Annotated in this window: 11 protein-coding genes, 4 tRNA genes, 3 rRNA genes and 1 pseudogene; 17 read left to right on the top strand and 2 right to left on the bottom strand. The window is 37.4% G+C overall.

The window, feature by feature from the left end; all coding sequences use genetic code 11:
- Position 1: 1 nt before the first annotated feature.
- Positions 2–1522: a helicase HerA-like domain-containing protein gene (locus tag AC061E_RS02955; RefSeq protein ID WP_478284925.1), complete on the bottom strand. Its 1521-nt coding sequence runs from the start codon at positions 1520–1522 to the stop codon at positions 2–4.
- A gap of 374 nt (positions 1523–1896) precedes the next feature.
- Here AC061E_RS02955 and AC061E_RS02950 point away from each other — a divergent pair, with 374 nt between their 5' ends.
- The 7 genes from AC061E_RS02950 to AC061E_RS02920 all read left to right on the top strand — a co-directional run bounded on the left by AC061E_RS02950 (position 1897) and on the right by AC061E_RS02920 (position 8431).
- Complete coding sequence (locus AC061E_RS02950) at positions 1897–2715, top strand: MotA/TolQ/ExbB proton channel family protein (RefSeq protein ID WP_478284924.1); 819 nt, start codon at positions 1897–1899, stop codon at positions 2713–2715.
- Positions 2716–2800: 85 nt separating this feature from the next.
- Entirely contained in the window at positions 2801–3400 is a 600-nt protein-coding gene (locus tag AC061E_RS02945) for an ExbD/TolR family protein (RefSeq protein WP_478284923.1), read from the top strand.
- An 18-nt stretch (positions 3401–3418) separates the two neighbouring features.
- Positions 3419–3964: an ExbD/TolR family protein gene (locus AC061E_RS02940; protein WP_478284922.1), complete on the top strand. Its 546-nt coding sequence runs from the start codon at positions 3419–3421 to the stop codon at positions 3962–3964.
- A 37-nt stretch (positions 3965–4001) separates the two neighbouring features.
- Entirely contained in the window at positions 4002–4802 is an 801-nt protein-coding gene (locus AC061E_RS02935) for an energy transducer TonB (protein WP_478284921.1), read from the top strand.
- A gap of 230 nt (positions 4803–5032) precedes the next feature.
- Positions 5033–5941 (top strand): PstS family phosphate ABC transporter substrate-binding protein, encoded by a 909-nt coding sequence (locus tag AC061E_RS02930; RefSeq protein WP_478284920.1) that lies wholly within the window; start codon positions 5033–5035, stop codon positions 5939–5941.
- Complete coding sequence (locus AC061E_RS02925; protein ID WP_478284919.1) at positions 5931–7631, top strand: tetratricopeptide repeat protein; 1701 nt, start codon at positions 5931–5933, stop codon at positions 7629–7631. The genes AC061E_RS02930 and AC061E_RS02925 overlap by 11 nt, the downstream gene beginning before the upstream one ends.
- Positions 7632–7798: 167 nt before the next feature.
- Entirely contained in the window at positions 7799–8431 is a 633-nt protein-coding gene (locus AC061E_RS02920; RefSeq protein WP_478284918.1) for a 7-carboxy-7-deazaguanine synthase QueE, read from the top strand.
- 55 nt (positions 8432–8486) lie between these two features.
- On the opposite strand, the gene AC061E_RS02915 is transcribed toward AC061E_RS02920, so the two are convergent.
- Positions 8487–9209 (bottom strand): class I SAM-dependent methyltransferase, encoded by a 723-nt coding sequence (locus AC061E_RS02915; RefSeq protein ID WP_478285111.1) that lies wholly within the window; start codon positions 9207–9209, stop codon positions 8487–8489.
- 73 nt (positions 9210–9282) lie between these two features.
- Here AC061E_RS02915 and AC061E_RS02910 point away from each other — a divergent pair, with 73 nt between their 5' ends.
- The 10 genes and pseudogenes from AC061E_RS02910 to AC061E_RS02865 all read left to right on the top strand — a co-directional run bounded on the left by AC061E_RS02910 (position 9283) and on the right by AC061E_RS02865 (position 17725).
- Entirely contained in the window at positions 9283–9777 is a 495-nt protein-coding gene (locus AC061E_RS02910) for a YkgJ family cysteine cluster protein (protein ID WP_478284917.1), read from the top strand.
- A 63-nt stretch (positions 9778–9840) separates the two neighbouring features.
- The gene (locus tag AC061E_RS02905) at positions 9841–11067 is read left to right on the top strand and encodes an ABC transporter permease (RefSeq protein ID WP_478284916.1); all 1227 of its coding nucleotides are present in this window, start codon (positions 9841–9843) and stop codon (positions 11065–11067) included.
- Between the two features lie 41 nt (positions 11068–11108).
- Positions 11109–11321, top strand: a pseudogene (locus tag AC061E_RS02900) (1-acyl-sn-glycerol-3-phosphate acyltransferase); the annotation flags it as partial.
- 927 nt (positions 11322–12248) lie between these two features.
- Positions 12249–13762, top strand: a 16S ribosomal RNA gene (locus tag AC061E_RS02895).
- Positions 13763–13893: 131 nt separating this feature from the next.
- Positions 13894–13967 (top strand) — tRNA-Ile (locus tag AC061E_RS02890).
- Between the two features lie 104 nt (positions 13968–14071).
- Positions 14072–14145, top strand: a tRNA-Ala gene (locus AC061E_RS02885).
- 188 nt (positions 14146–14333) lie between these two features.
- Positions 14334–17219: ribosomal RNA gene (locus tag AC061E_RS02880) — 23S ribosomal RNA — on the top strand.
- A 173-nt stretch (positions 17220–17392) separates the two neighbouring features.
- Positions 17393–17502: ribosomal RNA gene (gene rrf / locus AC061E_RS02875) — 5S ribosomal RNA — on the top strand.
- Together the 16S, 23S and 5S rRNA genes with 4 tRNA genes alongside form the textbook arrangement of a ribosomal RNA operon.
- Positions 17503–17560: 58 nt before the next feature.
- Positions 17561–17633, top strand: a tRNA-Phe gene (locus AC061E_RS02870).
- A 6-nt stretch (positions 17634–17639) separates the two neighbouring features.
- Positions 17640–17725 (top strand) — tRNA-Leu (locus AC061E_RS02865).
- Positions 17726–17983: the final 258 nt, after the last annotated feature.

Here is a 17983-nt window from a genome sequence, read left to right as displayed (position 1 = left end):
GTTATTTTTTAAAGATCTTGGTCAAAACTCCAAAAACTCCTCGGATGAAAGTGGCACTTGTAAGCACTTTTAAAACAGATTTCCCAACAACGCTAGCCGTGCTTGGTTCTTCATTTTTCTCTTTTTCAACTGTTTCTTCCTCAATGTTTTCAGCTACGCTTTCATTTACCTCGGTAATCTTTTTTTGCAGCATTTCATAGGCGCTTTCTCTATCTATGACACTGCTGTACTTATTTACAAGTTTAGAGTTGTTGTTAATAGTTTCAATTTCATTATCGGTTAAAATATCCATTCGACTCATAGGTGCTCGCATCATGGTTGCAGCAAGAGGAGTAGGGATACCCTTTTCATTTAAGGCTGTAACAAGCGCTTCTCCAATACCTAGACTTGTAAGGACATCTTCAGTGGTGTAATATTCAGAGGTAGGATAATTATCAGCAGTTTGTTTAATGGCCTTTCTGTCATTGGCTGTAAAAGCCCTTAATGCATGCTGAATTTTTAAACCTAATTGAGCAAGAACACCACTAGGAATGTCCATTGGGTTTTGAGTTATGAAATAAATTCCAATACCTTTTGATCGAACTAGTTTTACAATAGTTTCAATTTGTTCTAATAATGTTTTGCTAGCTTCGTTAAATATCAAATGCGCTTCGTCTATAAAAATGACAAGTTCAGGTTGTTCAGCATCTCCTTGTTCAGGCATCTGTTGGTAGATCTCGGCTAATAAACTCAACATAAAAGTCGAAAACAATTTCGGTTTGTCTTGTATGTCTGTGAGGCGTAATATATTCACGTATCCTTTGCCGTTTTCATCTATGCGCATCAAATCATTGATGTCAAATGACATTTCGCCAAAAAACAAATCGGCTCCTTGTTGTTCAAGTTCAATTTTTTTTCGTAGGATAGTCCCAGTAGTAGCTGTTGATATTTTTCCGTATAATTCCTCAATCTCTTCTTTCCCCTCATCGGTTATGTAATTGATTACCTTTTTGATGTCTTTTAAATCGAGTAAAGGCATTTTATTGTCATCACAATATTTAAAAATCACGGCTACAACTCCAGTTTGAGTATCATTTAAATCTAATATCCTAGAAAAAAGTACTGGGCCAAATTCTGATACAGTGGCTCGCAACCGAACACCGTTTTGCTCAGACAAGGTCAATAGTTCAACAGGAAAGCTTTGTGTTTTATAAGGAATGTTTATTTTAGTATGACGTTCAGTTATAAAATCTTTTTCTTCTCCTTCTCTAGCAATCCCACTAAAATCACCTTTTATATCCATCATTAATACGGGAATACCAAAAGAGGAAAGCTGTTCAGATAGAACTTGTATTGTTTTAGTTTTCCCAGTACCGGTAGCGCCAGCAATTAATCCGTGGCGGTTAAGTGTTTTTAACGGTATTTTTACATAAGTATTTGGTACTGCTTCTCTATCTAAAATAGCGCTGCCTAGAGTGATGCTTTCACCTTTTGATTGAAAACCTTGGGTTATGTACGATGTAAAATCATCTTTTTTGCTCATAATGTATCTGAATTTAATTCTAATGCAAGGTATTATTTTTTTATAAAACCAACAATTTTAGTGTTTACTGCAGTGATAACGCTTATTTGTTGTAAAAAAATCAAAATATGTTTTTTTTAGAGAATGAGTTATTATTGAAAAATTACACTTAATTGTCTTAAAATGATAAATTATTTTTCACATTACAGTCGATTTATTTATGAATATGAACTGAAATGAGTATATAAGTGCTTCGAATGTGTTATTGAAATAAATTTAATTACAATTAAATAAAAAAAAGTTTTTTTATTTGAACTAAAAATATAAATTTGCCTAACTACAAGTTTAATATAACTAAGATAAATTTATTTAAAACTATTAAAATTAAAAAAAAAATGGCAAACGTTAAAAAAGAAAAAGCGGCGAACGGAGGGGGAATGATTTCAGGAATCATTATTGTAGCATGTATCTTTGTTGGATGGTTAATTTGGAATTTCATAATGGGTGATGGCTCTAACTTTGAAGGTGGTGTTAATACAGGTCACCCACTGCCAGGAAACATGTTAGCAATGGTATACAAAGGAGGTCCAATTGTACCAGTTTTGTTAGGATTACTTTTAATGGTTGTTGTATTCTCATTTGAGCGTTATGCTGTAATTTCAAAAGCAGCTGGTAAAGGAAATCTTGATCAGTTCATGACTAACTTACAAAAAGATATTAAAGCTGGAAATATTGAAGGAGCTATTGCTGCTTGTGACAAACAAAAAGGTTCTGTTGCTAACCCAATCAAATCTGCTTTATTGAAATACCAAGAAGTTAAAAAAGAAGGTTTTGATAGTGAAGCTGCTGCTGAAACAATCCACAAAGAAATTGAAGAAGTTACTTCATTAGAAATGCCAATGTTAGAGAAACACATGACTGTACTTTCTACAATGGTATCTTTAGGAACTCTTGCAGGATTGTTAGGAACAGTAACGGGGATGATTAAAGCATTTAGTGCATTATCTGCTGCAGGTACTCCTGATCAAGCTGCTCTTGCAAATGGTATCTCTGAGGCCTTGATTAACACGGCTACAGGTATCTCTACTTCTGCTTTGGCAATTATTGCTTACAACTTCTTTACTTCTAAAATTGATACTTTGACTTACTCTATTGATGAGGCTGGTAATACAATTGTGAACACATACAGACACTTCAGAAGTGCTCAAAAATAATTAATAATTTATTTTACAAGAAAGTAGCTCGATTTTTGCTGCTGCTTTCTTGTAAATTTTAAAAAATATATTAATGGCTATAAAAATGAAGAAAAAAGCAGGGTCTACGGACATGACTGCTATGTGTGATGTGGCTTTTTTATTGTTGTCATTCTTTGTAATGACTGCAACTGCAAAAATCCCGGAAGCATTGCCAGTTGATACCCCTGCATCAACAGTTCAGTCTAAATTGCCAGAAGATAATTTAGCAACCGTTACCATAGGTAAAGGAAAAGTATTTTATGATTTAAAAGGTAGAGAAGTTCGTAAAGAAGCTTTGCAATTGATGGGTCAAAAATACGGTGTTGAATTTACTGAAAGTGAAACTGAAACATTTGCTTTGATGGAAGGTATTGGAGTTCCAATCGCTAACCTGAAACAGCTTATTGCAATGAAAACTGCGGATAGAAACAAACCAGGTGTTCAGCCAGGTGTGCCTAAAGATTCTCTTGATAATCAATTAAAAGAATGGATTTACAATTCTAGAATTGCAAATATCAAAGTGAATGACAAAGAATTGCAAATAGCCATAAAAGGTGATGCAAAAGAGGAGTATCCTGCTATTAAAAAAGTAATGGATATTTTACAAGACCAAAAAATCAATAACTTCAATTTGGTTACTGGTTTAAGAGCAACTGAGAATTAATTAAAAAAAAACACTAAAATGGCTGAATTAAATACTGGCGACGGTGATGGCAAAAAAGGTGGTAAGGTAAGAAGTAAAAAATCCAACTCAAAAGTAGATTTAACTGCAATGGTGGATTTGGCCTTCTTATTAATTACGTTCTTTATGTTGACTACTACTTTGTCAAAACCACAATCGATGCCTCTGGGTTTACCTGACAAACAAGATAATCCTGATGAAAAACCAATTAAAGTGGATGAAAATCGTACTTTAACAGTAATGTTAGGAGACAATAATAAAATGGTTTATTACATGGGATTGTTAGCTTCGCCAATTGCTGGTCCTAAAGAGATTGCTTACGGTAAAGATGGTATTCGCGCTGAATTATTAAAAAGAAAAAAATCAGTAGTTGAATATACGCGTGACAAAGACAAAGGGTTAATTGTAATTATTAAACCAGGTAAGAAATCAAATTACCGCAATCTTGTAGATATACTTGATGAAATGGCAATTGTTAAAGTTCCTTCAAATGCTATTGTTAATGATTTCTCTCCAGAAGAATTAAAATTGTTAGAAAGTAATTAATATTTTAAATTACTCAATAACCTAATAAGCAAGAAAAATGAAATTAGATATATTCACAAACCAATGGCTAGATATTGTTTTCGAAGGTCGTAACAAAGCATACGGTGCTTACGAACTTAGAAAAACAAATAACAGTACAGCTACTAAAGCACTTATAATAGGAGCAATAGTATTTTCTTTTGCGGTTAGTATGCCACTTATTTTAGGTTTACTTCCTGATTCTTCAGATGGGGATGATACTTTAGATACTAAAATTGTTAGTATCAAGTTGCCTCCTAAAAAAGAAGAAGTAAAGAAAAACCTTCCGCCACCTCCACCACCTCCACCAAAGGTGGATCAGGTAAAGTTTGTTAAGCCAGTTGTGGCTAAAGCAGAAGAAGTTACTGAGGAGCCACCTAAAACAGAGGAAATTAAAGACAAAAAACTGGGTGCTGAGACAATCAAAGGAGATCCAGATGCTGTTCTTAGTGTTGAGCCTGTAGGTACAGGTACTGCTGCAGTAGTTGAGGAAGCTCCAGATAACACTGTATATAGTACTGCAGGTATTGAAGTGAAACCTGATTTTCCAGGTGGTATGGATAAGTTTTACAAATTTGTTGGTAACAATTATGTAACACCAGAAGAAGATGGTTTAAAAGGTAAGGTTTTCGTATCATTTGTTGTTGAAAAAGATGGGTCTTTAACTGATATCAAAGTTATTAGAGATATTGGTTATGGTACTGGTAAAGAAGCAATACGTGTTTTGAAAAAATCTCCAAGATGGTCTCCTGGTGTTCAAAACGGGAAACCAGTAAGGGTTTTATATTCTTTGCCAATAAATATTCAAGCAGCAGAATAATGTTAAAAAACATAGTTAGCAATATTAAGAAGAAATCGCTTAGAGAGCGATTTCTTCTTGTTTTAGGAATTTTGTTTTTTCTACTTTATCTAATTTTGGGATTGTTTATAATATTCATGAATAACTTTCCGTTAGATATGGATAGGATTTATCGCGTTGCCTTTGGTGTTATATTAATATCGTATGCATCCTTTAGGTTTTTTAGAATTATAAACAGTAACAATTAGTATATGAAAAAGGTATCTATTTTATTATTGTCTCTAGCCGTTCTTGTAGCGGTGGTTTATTCTTGTAATAAGTCAAATAAAGAAGAGACTATTTTAAAGGGTAATGCTACAATTTATGTCGATGAAACATTAACTCCTATTGTTGAAGACCAAGTAGCTGTTTTTGAAAGTGAGTATGATGCAAAAATTAATTTGGTTTCAAAATCAGAATCTGAAACTTTGAATACACTTTTCAATAAAACTTCTACTATTGCAATTCTTTCAAGGAGTCTTACTCCTGAAGAAGTTAAGATATTTAAACAAAGGAAAATCAATCCTAAGATTACTCCCTTTGCTACTGATGCAATTGCTTTCATTTCAAACGCAAGTAATAAAGATTCTCTTGTAGCGTTACAAGATGTATTACAATTTATGCAAGGTAAAACAGGTACTAAAATTAAGGGTTTGGTATTTGATAATTTAAATTCAAGTACGATTAGGTATTTAAGTGATTTATCAGGAATTAAATCAATTCCTAAAAATGGTGTTTTTTCATTTAAAACAAATGATGAAGTGATAAAACATGTAGCTTCAAACGATGGCCTGATAGGTGTTGTAGGTGTTAACTGGCTCACTCAACCTAAGCCTGCCATGGTTGATTTTATTGAAAAAGTGCGTATCCTTAGTGTAAAAGGATTAAAAGGGAATGGGTATTTTTATCCTTCTCAAAATGATATAGCAGAGAAGAAGTATCCTTTGGCACGTGATTTGTATATAATAAATTGTCAGGGATTCTCTGGTTTAGGTATGGGATTTGCATCCTTCGTCGGTGGAGATATTGGACAAAGAATAGTATTAAAATCAGGTTTGTTACCTGTACGTATTCCCACAAGGAAATTTACAATAACTAATAGTCAAAAAGATGAAAAATAAATTAACTACAATTAAGATGAATAAATTCTCAACATTGAGCGTGGCTATTTTAGCAACAGCTTTTACTACACAAGCTCAAGATATTAATCAAGCAAAAAAAGCTATCGATGCAGAGCAATTCGAAAGCGCTAAGTCTATCTTGAAATCAATTATCAAGACAAAACCAACAAATGGTTCTGCATTTTTTACTCTTGGTAATGTATATTTAGAACAAAACATTCAGGATTCTGCAAAAATATTTTTTGACAAAGGGTTAACTGCGTCAGAAGACGGAAGACTAAATAATATTGGTCTTGGCCAAATGGATTTGGATAAAAATGATTTAACTTCAGCGCAAGCAAAGTTTGCTCTTGCATTAAAGGACATGAAAAAGAAGGATATTCAGGAGTTTATTTATGTGGCAAGAGCATATATGAATGCTGAAAAACCAGATTATAAAACAGCTATTACAACTTTGACCAATCCTGCTATTAAAAATAATCAGGATGCGCAATTGCAATTAGCTCTTGGAGATGCTTATTATGGTGATGGAAAACAAAATGAGGCTTATGTTGCTTACAGAAGCGCTTTTCAGTTAGATAATACACTATTAAAAGCAAAAATGCAGTTAGGTGTTTTGTTAAAAGGTGCAAAGTCTTATGATGAAGCTTTAAAAGCGTATGACGAAGTAATTGCTTTAAACCCAAATTACGGTCCAGTTTACAGAGAATTAGCTGAAACGTATTATAAAATTGCACGTAATAAGCCATCACAAGCTGCTGCAAATTATAAAATTGCATTAGGTCACTATGATAAGTATATGTCTTTGACAGATTATTCACTTAACTCAAGAATGCGTCGTGCAGATTTCTTAATCTTAATTGAGGATTATGCTGCACTTGAAGTGGAAGCGAATAAAATGAGTGAATTGGATAAAGTGAATCCAAGAATTTACCGTTATTTAGGTTATGCGGCTTATAAGAATGGTAATTTAGATGTTGCAATTAAAGCTTTAGAGGATTTTATTGGAACACCAGGTAATAAAATTATTGCTTTAGATTATTTGAATTTAGGTTTAAGTAGAATTAAAAAAGCAACTAGTGCTGACGGGCTTTCAGTTGATCCAGCAGGATATACTCAAGGTTTAGCTGATATTAAAAAAGGTGTTGAAATGGAACCGCTTGCTGTTCAAAGTTTAAGTGAAGTAGGTAAAAAAATGTTCTCTCAAAAATTGTACAATGAAGCATCTGGTATTTTTGAGTTTGGAGCAAATACTAAAGAGTCTACTACTTATCTAGATGACAACGTTTATTATGGTTTAGCTATTTATTATGCAAACATCAATAAAGCAAAAGAAGGTAAAGCTGATACTGCTTCATTACAAAAAGCTGATGCTGCATTTGAAAGAGTTTTAGTAGCCTCACCAACTTATTTGGAAGCTTACCTTTACAGAGCTAGAGCAAACAGATTACTTGAAAAAGATGACGTTATGGTTAAAAACTACGAGGATTATGTAGCTAAAACAACTGCTCTTGGTGATGCTGAACTTGCAAAACCAGCTGTTAAGACTAAGTTTATTGAAGCTTACAATAATATAGCTGCAAGTTTTGCAAATACTGATAAAGCTAAAGCTATTGAATATTTCAACAAAACACTTGCTCTTGATGCTGCAAATAGTTACGCATCTGAGTCTTTGAAAATTTTAAAATAATTTTTCAAAAAATGTTACAAACCGGTAGTAATTGCTACCGGTTTTTTTATGCCTTTATCTTTGTTCATTAACAATGATTAGGTTTCATGAATTACAATTTATATTAGACAATTGTTTTTAAAACTTCTCTTTTCAAATTCGTTATCTTTGCACTTTAAAAAATCAGAATGTTATCAAAAGAAATACAGTTAGAGGTTAATAAAGGGGCAATGCTCCCGTTGATGGAAGAATTTTACACCATTCAAGGAGAGGGCTCTCATACAGGAACTGCTGCCTATTTTATTAGAATTGGCGGTTGTGATGTAGGTTGTCATTGGTGTGATGTTAAGGAAAGTTGGAATGCAGAGTTGCATCCGCCTACTTCAGTAGATTTAATTGTAAGTAATGCTAGTAAATATGCAGAAACTGTTGTGGTTACAGGTGGTGAACCTTTAATGTGGGACATGACTTTATTGACGCAAAAATTGAGAGACAATAATAGAAAAGTTCATATTGAAACTTCTGGTGCGTATCCTTTAACAGGTTCTTGGGATTGGATTTGCTTATCGCCAAAGAAGAATAAACTACCTACTTCAACAGTCTATGAGGCTGCTCATGAGTTAAAAGTAATAATTTATAACAAGCATGATTTTATTTTTGCCGAAGAGCAAGCAGAAAAAGTGTCGGCTAATGCTATTTTATTTCTTCAACCAGAATGGAGTAAAAAAGAAGAAATGACTCCATTAATCGTAGATTATGTGATGCAAAATCCAAAATGGCGCGTTTCTTTGCAAACACACAAATATTTGAATATCCCATAAGAAGCAGTATTTGATAATGCAGTTTTTCTTCATTTTGAATAGAAACTTTTTTGTTTTAAGGTAAATGTGTGAGTTTTGCTAAATAATCAAAATGTTCCCCTTCTTGAATTAATTCACATTTAAATCCATTTGCGTACGCAGCATTTTGTAACGTATTGTAATCTAAATAGAGCCAAGGAAATGGGTTCTCTATCTCGTTTTTATATTTTATTTTAAATGTAATTTCGCCATAATAGCCATTGCTAGGTATCCATTTCCCTCCGTCTTCATCGTTATCAAACATATAAATGATATCCGAAGAATCTATCAAGATTTGGCCATTAGGGCTCAGTAATTTTTTTAGTTGCTTAAGGTATTTAGGTATTTCTTTTATAGTGCCAAAAATACCTGTTCCGTTCATTAATAATAAAATGGTATCGTACAGTGTTTCATTTTCATAGATGTTTAAATCTAAAATATTCTGTACGCTTGCATGATGTAGACCTCTTAACTTGCAGGCCTCAATGGCGTTATTCGAAATATCAATAGATTGTACGTTTAGTTTACATTCGTTTTGTAAATACAAACTATGACTTCCGGCACCACAACCCACATCTAGAACAAGTCCTTTTGATAACTGCATTGCTTTTTGTTCAATAATAGGCATCTCATTAAAAGAACGAAACAAGTAGGCAATATTCATCTCATCTTCGTCGGATATTGAAGTTTCTGTAATTAAATCTTCTGGCGAATTATTGGTAACATAATCGAGTATGGCTATGCCAAAAAGGTCTTTCATCATTTTTTTAATTCTTTATCATTTTCAGATGTCAAGTTTGTTACTTTTGTAATTCAAATTATAAATCTGCAACTTGAAAAATATAATAATCAATCTTCCCAAAGAGGCCAAAGATAAGCATATCGAAAACAAAAAGTATTTTGATAAGTTAAAAAAGAAGATTCCAAAGAATTTAGATTATTTAATGCAAGACCTGCACAACGCTGAATTTAAAAAAACGGACTGTTTAAAATGTGCTAATTGTTGTAAAACCACTGGGCCATTATTTACAGATGCCGATATTGAACGGGTTTCAAAATATTTACGTCAAAAACCACAACAGTTCATTGATCAATATTTACGAATAGATGAAGATAAAGATTATGTTTTGCAAAGCGTTCCATGTACATTTTTAGATAATGATAATGCTTGTATGATTTACGATGTGCGTCCAAAAGCTTGTAGAGAGTTTCCGCATACTGATCGAAAAAAATTTCAGCAAATCACCGATCTTACCTTAGTGAATGTTACTATTTGTCCAGCTGCCTTCAATATTGTAGAAGAGATGAAAAAAAAAATACCTTTATAGTATAGTCCTAGGTAATAATTTTATTCCAAACTAGTTTCATAACATATAAAAGTCCATTTTACTTTGAATTTAGAATATTTCATCGCTAAGCGCCTCGTTTCATCTAAGGATTATAAAAGTAGCATATCATCGCCTATTATAAAAATTGCTATTTCGGCAATTGCAATTGGTATGATCATGATGATTGTTTCTGTGGCAACAGGTATTGGATTGCAACAAAAAATCCGTGAGAAAGTCGCAGCCTTCAATGGTCATATAGTGATTTCCAATTATGATACCAATAAATCGGATATGACATTGGTGCCTATTACCAATAAACAAGATTTTTATCCAAATTTTTCAGCAGTTCCCTCTGTTACACACATTCAAGCTGTAGTAAGCAAAGCTGGAATCATTAGGACTGAGAATGCTTTTGAGGGTATTATTTTCAAAGGAGTAGGAAAAGATTATAAGTGGGATAATATAAAAGAGTACTTGGTTCAAGGAAGAATACCAAACACAACCCAAAGCTTAAATGAAGAAGTTGTGATCTCTCAGTTTATAGCCAACCGTTTAAATTTAAAAGTAGGGGATTCTTTTAATACCTTTTTCATGAAGGACAATGGGTATAACTTACGGAACTTTAATATTGTTGGAATATTTAATTCAGGATTTCAGGAATTTGATGCTACTTATATTTTGGGAGACATAAGGCACATGCAAAGAATCAATAAATGGAAACCAAATCAAGTTGGTTCATTTGAAGTTTTTGTTGATGATTTTGATGCTATTGAAACAATTGGCGAACAAGTTTATGAACAAACTGGGTCTACACTTGATTCAAAAACCATTACAGAGAAATACAGTTATATATTTGAATGGTTAAAATTGTTTGATTTTAATATCATTGTCATACTTATTGTCATGATTCTTGTTGCGACAATAAACATGGTTGTTGCTCTTTTAGTTTTAATTTTGGAGCGAACGCAAATGATAGGGATTCTTAAATCGCTTGGAGCAAATAACTGGTCAGTTAGAAAAATATTTTTGTATAACGCTTCATATCTTATAGTAAAAGGGTTGTTTTGGGGTAATCTTATTGGTGTCTCATTACTTTTGGTGCAGCAGCAATTTGGAGTTATCCAGCTACCGCCCGAAAACTATTATGTAAATCAAGCTCCAGTTTATATAAATTGGTTGTATTTTTTGTTATTGAATCTTTTAACTGTACTAGTTTGCTTGGTAGTCCTTGTGATACCTTCTTACATAATTACAAAGATTTCTCCAATACGTGCAATTCGCTATGATTGATCTAAGTATTTATCTTTAATCATATCAGATGTCAGGTTTTACAAAAAGGATTGCGCATGAAAAAGAAAGGCATTCTTCAGTCTTTTATCATCAAAGAACCACTTGATATCAATTATGAAAATGACACCATCGATGAAATTGTAAAAAAAGTAGAATATGCAATTGAGCAACATGCATCGTTCTTAAAAGTAATACCTGCTGAGATCATTTAAGAAGAATAGGAACTAAACAAAACCCGTAGGTGGGAATATTAAATTTTTTTAGCTGGGCGTTTCCTTATATAAAACAACAAGAGTAGCAGTTGATCCTGCTACTCTTATTGTTTTATATAAGGTCGGGCTCTACGCTACAAGTCCTCGTTCTTTCCTTTTGGTCGTCACTGTGGGCTTTTCGCTGCTATCCCTAATGCGGTTTGAGAATGTATAAGTCCTTTTTGTTGGAGAAGATAAGCACTACCTATATATAAAAGTTTGTGATGTTGTTATTGTGGTAAAGGTGCTACCTATATTTAATAGATAAAGATTCTATTATTGAGTAGATATAAACCGTTACACCTTATATATAGAATGGTGTCAAATACCCTCCAAAGGCTTGATTTCACTGTTTGGCAATTAAAACTCAAAATAACTTAAAAAAAGTTTAGGTTTTAAGAGTCGTTTAATCAGTACTTTAGTTTAAAAGTTAAGAAAAGATTAAAAAAAGGCGAATAAAAAGCTTGTAAAAGCGAATAAAGGTTGTAGTTTTGCACCCGCAATGACGCAGACGTTCTTTAAAATACTGGCAAGAAAAACGAAGTGATTAGGGATTTACTCTTTAAAAAAAAACTTTAAAAAAAGCTTGTGAGATTTAAAAATGAAAGTTATCTTTGCACCCCGCAAAACAACGGAAGTTCCTTGAAAGATTGATAAGAAATAGAGAAGTAAACGAGGTAAAAATTATCTCAAAAAAACTTCAATTTTTTCTTGCCAGTTAAAAAAAGAATAGCTACTTTTGCACCCGCTTTGAGAAACAAACGAAAGGCGAAAAAATAGTAAGAATACGTTCCTAGACATATTGAATTGACAGCCGTTTTGTTCGCAAGAACAGAACATAAAGAATAAGAGTAATAGAATCGGAAGATTTGAAAAAACCACTAGAACTGAGTCGAATAACAATAGTTCGCCACGGCGAACAAACAATATACGATGAAGAGTTTGATCCTGGCTCAGGATGAACGCTAGCGGCAGGCTTAACACATGCAAGTCGAGGGGTATAGGTTTTCGGACCTAGAGACCGGCGCACGGGTGCGTAACGCGTATGCAATCTACCTTTCACAGAGGGATAGCCCAGAGAAATTTGGATTAATACCTCATAGTATAGCAGTTTCGCATGAAACCACTATTAAAGTCACAACGGTGAAAGATGAGCATGCGTCCCATTAGCTAGTTGGTAAGGTAACGGCTTACCAAGGCAACGATGGGTAGGGGTCCTGAGAGGGAGATCCCCCACACTGGTACTGAGACACGGACCAGACTCCTACGGGAGGCAGCAGTGAGGAATATTGGACAATGGGCGCAAGCCTGATCCAGCCATGCCGCGTGCAGGATGACGGTCCTATGGATTGTAAACTGCTTTTGTACAGGAAGAAACACCTCTACGTGTAGAGACTTGACGGTACTGTAAGAATAAGGATCGGCTAACTCCGTGCCAGCAGCCGCGGTAATACGGAGGATCCAAGCGTTATCCGGAATCATTGGGTTTAAAGGGTCCGTAGGCGGTCAGATAAGTCAGTGGTGAAAGCCCATCGCTCAACGGTGGAACGGCCATTGATACTGTCTGACTTGAATTATTAGGAAGTAACTAGAATATGTAGTGTAGCGGTGAAATGCTTAGAGATTACATGGAATACCAATTGCGAAGGCAGGTTACTACTAATGGATTGACGCTGATGGACGAAAGCGTGGGTAGCGAACAGGATTAGATACCCTGGTAGTCCACGCCGTAAACGATGGATACTAGCTGTTGGGCGCAAGTTCAGTGGCTAAGCGAAAGTGATAAGTATCCCACCTGGGGAGTACGTTCGCAAGAATGAAACTCAAAGGAATTGACGGGGGCCCGCACAAGCGGTGGAGCATGTGGTTTAATTCGATGATACGCGAGGAACCTTACCAAGGCTTAAATGTAGATTGACCGGTTTGGAAACAGACTTTTCGCAAGACAATTTACAAGGTGCTGCATGGTTGTCGTCAGCTCGTGCCGTGAGGTGTCAGGTTAAGTCCTATAACGAGCGCAACCCCTGTTGTTAGTTGCCAGCGAGTCAAGTCGGGAACTCTAACAAGACTGCCAGTGCAAACTGTGAGGAAGGTGGGGATGACGTCAAATCATCACGGCCCTTACGCCTTGGGCTACACACGTGCTACAATGGCCGGTACAGAGAGCAGCCACTGGGCGACCAGGAGCGAATCTATAAAACCGGTCACAGTTCGGATCGGAGTCTGCAACTCGACTCCGTGAAGCTGGAATCGCTAGTAATCGGATATCAGCCATGATCCGGTGAATACGTTCCCGGGCCTTGTACACACCGCCCGTCAAGCCATGGAAGCTGGGGGTGCCTGAAGTCGGTGACCGCAAGGAGCTGCCTAGGGTAAAACTGGTAACTAGGGCTAAGTCGTAACAAGGTAGCCGTACCGGAAGGTGCGGCTGGAACACCTCCTTTCTAGAGCCTTAGTGTTAGTAGTAATACACGCTAGGGAAAGAAGACGAAAGTTCAAGTTGGAAACAGATACCAACATTTTATTACTCTTGCTGTTAATTTAAAAAAAAAGAATAAAAATTTAAGAATAAGAGTGTCTCGTAGCTCAGCTGGTTAGAGTACTACACTGATAATGTAGGGGTCGACAGTTCGAGTCTGTCCGAGACAACTATTTAGACTTAAATAAGGAAATTTTAGAAGAAGAGTGAAATCACGTTAAAGTGAGCACGTTATCCAACTGCGAACTGCGACTGATAACTGCCAACTAAAAACGGGGGATTAGCTCAGCTGGCTAGAGCGCCTGCCTTGCACGCAGGAGGTCAACGGTTCGACTCCGTTATTCTCCACAAATTTAGTCGAAAGACTAAAGTCTGAAAGTCAAAAGTATGACTTTATGACCTTAGACTTTATAACTTTCGACCTAAATAAAGTTCATTGACATATTGAGATAAGAAATAATAAAAAGTAGAAAGCGTTTTTTACTATTTATAGTAAAAGACAAAGAAAACGGTCTTAATTAAATTTAAGATTGGTACAATAAGCAAAATAAGGGCGTATGGGGGATGCCTTGGCTCTCAGAGGCGATGAAAGGCGTGATAAGCTGCGAAAAGTTACGGGGAGCAGCACACATGCGTTGATCCGTAAATACCTGAATGGGGCAACCCACTATCTTGAAGAGATAGTACACCGATAGGTGGGCAAACCCGCTGAACTGAAACATCTAAGTAGGCGGAGGAGAAGAAAACAAAAGTGATTCCGTAAGTAGTGGCGAGCGAACGCGGATTAGCCCAAACCAATGTTGTTACGGCAATGTTGGGGTTGTAGGACCACGATATTTTATGTACAAGGAACCGGAAGTTACTGGAAAGTGACACTATAGAGGGTGATAGTCCCGTATGGGTAACGAGTATAATGAATAGTGGTATCCTGAGTAGGGCGGGGCACGTGAAACCCTGTCTGAATTTGGCGGGACCATCCGCTAAGGCTAAATACTCCTGAGAGACCGATAGTGAACCAGTACCGTGAGGGAAAGGTGAAAAGAACCGTGAATAACGGAGTGAAATAGATCCTGAAACCATACGCTTACAAGCGGTCGGAGCCCTTTCGTGGGGTGACGGCGTGCCTTTTGCATAATGAGCCTACGAGTTAACGTTGCTGGCAAGGATAAGTGGTTAAGCCACGGATCCGTAGCGAAAGCGAGTCTGAATAGGGCGCTTTAGTCAGTAGTGTTAGACGCGAAACCGTGTGATCTACCCATGGGCAGGATGAAGCGCTGGTAACACAGTGTGGAGGTCCGAACCGGTTGACGTTGAAAAGTCTTCGGATGACCTGTGGGTAGGGGTGAAAGGCCAATCAAACTCGGAAATAGCTCGTACTCCCCGAAATGCATTTAGGTGCAGCGCACGGCATAAAGTTATATAGAGGTAGAGCTACTGATTGGATGCGGGGGCTTCACCGCCTACCAATTCCTGACAAACTCCGAATGCTATATAATGTTTCCGTGCAGTGAGGGCTTGGGTGCTAAGGTCCAAGTCCGAGAGGGAAAGAACCCAGACCATCAGCTAAGGTCCCCAAATATACGCTAAGTTGAAAGAACGAGGTTTGTCTGCCCAGACAGCTAGGATGTTGGCTTGGAAGCAGCCATTCATTTAAAGAGTGCGTAACAGCTCACTAGTCGAGCGGACGAGCATGGATAATAATCGGGCATAAGCGTATTACCGAAGCTATGGATTTCATATTAAATTATGGAGTGGTAGGGGAGCATTCTAACAGGGTTGAAGGTGTGTCGTAAGGCATGCTGGACTGGTTAGAAAAGAAAATGTAGGCATAAGTAACGATAATGCGGGCGAGAAACCCGCACACCGAAAGACTAAGGTTTCCACAGCTATGCTAATCAGCTGTGGGTTAGTCGGGACCTAAGGCGAACCCGAAAGGGACAGTCGATGGACAACGGGTTAATATTCCCGTACTAGTTATTACTGTGATGGGGTGACGGAGTGATGAAAGCGCCGCGAACTGACGGAATAGTTCGTTGAAGTACCTACCTATAAGACCCGCAGGCAAATCCACGGGTTTTGGGGAAATACGATAGTACTCGGATACTTCGGTAGAAGAGATAGTGCGCCTAAGGGCTTCCAAGAAAAACCTCTAAACTTCAGGTAATAAGTACCCGTACCGCAAACCGACACAGGTAGTCGAGGAGAGAATCCTAAGGTGCTCGAGAGATTCATGGCTAAGGAATTAGGCAAAATAGACCCGTAACTTCGGGAGAAGGGTCGCCAGCAGCAATGCTGGCCGCAGTGAAGAGGTCCAGGCGACTGTTTATCAAAAACACAGGGCTCTGCAAAATCGTAAGATGAAGTATAGGGCCTGACACCTGCCCGGTGCTGGAAGGTTAAGAGGAGATGTTATCTTCGGAGAAGCATTGAATTGAAGCCCCAGTAAACGGCGGCCGTAACTATAACGGTCCTAAGGTAGCGAAATTCCTTGTCGGGTAAGTTCCGACCTGCACGAATGGTGTAACGATCTGGACACTGTCTCAGCCATGAGCTCGGTGAAATTGTAGTAGCGGTGAAGATGCCGCTTACCCGCAGTGGGACGAAAAGACCCTGTGCACCTTTACTATAGCTTAGTATTGACCTTGGATAAATGATGTGTAGGATAGGTTGGAGACTGTGAAGTGGCGTCGCTAGGCGTTGTGGAGTCATTGTTGAAATACAACCCTTTGTTTATCTGAGGCCTAACCCCATAATGTGGGGGACATTGCTTGGTGGGTAGTTTGACTGGGGTGGTCGCCTCCAAAAGAGTAACGGAGGCTTCTAAAGGTTCCCTCAGTACGCTTGGTAACCGTGCGTAGAGTGCAATGGCATAAGGGAGCTTGACTGAGAGACATACAGGTCGATCAGGTACGAAAGTAGAGCATAGTGATCCGGTGGTTCCGCATGGAAGGGCCATCGCTCAAAGGATAAAAGGTACGCCGGGGATAACAGGCTGATCTCCCCCAAGAGCTCATATCGACGGGGGGGTTTGGCACCTCGATGTCGGCTCGTCACATCCTGGGGCTGGAGAAGGTCCCAAGGGTTGGGCTGTTCGCCCATTAAAGTGGCACGCGAGCTGGGTTCAGAACGTCGTGAGACAGTTCGGTCTCTATCTACTGTGGGCGCAAGAAATTTGAGTGGATCTGATTCTAGTACGAGAGGACCGAATTGGACAAACCTCTAGTGTATCTGTTGTCACGCCAGTGGCACCGCAGAGTAGCTACGTTTGGAAGGGATAAGCGCTGAAAGCATATAAGCGCGAAACCCACCACAAGATGAGATTTCTTTTAAGGGTCGTGGGAGATGACCACGTTGATAGGCTATAGATGTAAAGGCAGTAATGTCATAGTCGAGTAGTACTAATAACCCGTAAGCTTATGTACACCCTTTTCCTCCCGAGTAATCGGGAGGGAGAAACTTTCTAATACACTTTTTATATTCTTTATCTCAGTATGTTAAGATATTGCAGCAAAGCTGCGTTTAAAGTTTGATGTTTAATGTTACAGGTTGAAAAACCTGAAACTATAAAAACTTGAAACTCCTTAAACAATAATCTTAAGGTGGTTATTGCGGCGGGGCTCACCTCTTCCCATCCCGAACAGAGTAGTTAAGCCCGCCTGCGCAGATGGTACTGCAGTTATGTGGGAGAGTATGTCGTCGCCTTTCTTTGAAAGCCCATTCTAATCGGATGGGCTTTTTTTTATCATTTACTTTTTACAAGTAAGGTACCTTAGCTCAGATGGTAGAGCAATGGACTGAAAATCCATGTGTCCCTGGTTCGATCCCTGGAGGTACCACAACCAGCTCGGATGGTGAAATTGGTAGACACGCTGGACTTAAAATCCAGTGAACAGCAATGTTCGTGCGGGTTCAAGTCCCGCTCTGAGTACATAGAAAAACCCTCTAACACATATGTGTTGGAGGGTTTTTCGTTTATAGGGTGTTTCCTGAAATAGCGAAACACAAAAAGTATCGTTATGGTGGATCATCAAGAAAGTCGCTATGTAAAGAGTACTCAAAAAGACTACTCGATTTCTTTTAAAATACAAATTGTTTAAGAAATAGAAAATGGTCAACTCACCAGTAAAGAAGCTTCAAAAAATTATAGTATTCAATGTAGAAAGACAGTTCTGGAGTGGCTTAAAAA

The sequence above is a fragment of the Flavobacterium sp. GNP011 genome, assembly GCF_056428925.1.
This window is presented reverse-complemented; position numbering and strand designations above follow the sequence as displayed.

Bases quoted from the DNA above. Each gene is read 5' to 3' on its own strand.
- AC061E_RS02925 (WP_478284919.1), top strand. From the start codon at position 5,931: ATGAAAAATAAATTAACTACAATTAAGATGAATAAATTCTCAACATTG.
- AC061E_RS02920 (WP_478284918.1), top strand. From the start codon at position 7,799: ATGTTATCAAAAGAAATACAGTTAGAGGTTAATAAAGGGGCAATGCTC.
- AC061E_RS02935 (WP_478284921.1), top strand. From the start codon at position 4,002: ATGAAATTAGATATATTCACAAACCAATGGCTAGATATTGTTTTCGAA.
- AC061E_RS02955 (WP_478284925.1), bottom strand. From the start codon at position 1,522: ATGAGCAAAAAAGATGATTTTACATCGTACATAACCCAAGGTTTTCAA.
- AC061E_RS02950 (WP_478284924.1), top strand. From the start codon at position 1,897: ATGGCAAACGTTAAAAAAGAAAAAGCGGCGAACGGAGGGGGAATGATT.
- AC061E_RS02915 (WP_478285111.1), bottom strand. From the start codon at position 9,209: ATGAAAGACCTTTTTGGCATAGCCATACTCGATTATGTTACCAATAAT.
- AC061E_RS02930 (WP_478284920.1), top strand. From the start codon at position 5,033: ATGAAAAAGGTATCTATTTTATTATTGTCTCTAGCCGTTCTTGTAGCG.
- AC061E_RS02945 (WP_478284923.1), top strand. From the start codon at position 2,801: ATGAAGAAAAAAGCAGGGTCTACGGACATGACTGCTATGTGTGATGTG.
- AC061E_RS02940 (WP_478284922.1), top strand. From the start codon at position 3,419: ATGGCTGAATTAAATACTGGCGACGGTGATGGCAAAAAAGGTGGTAAG.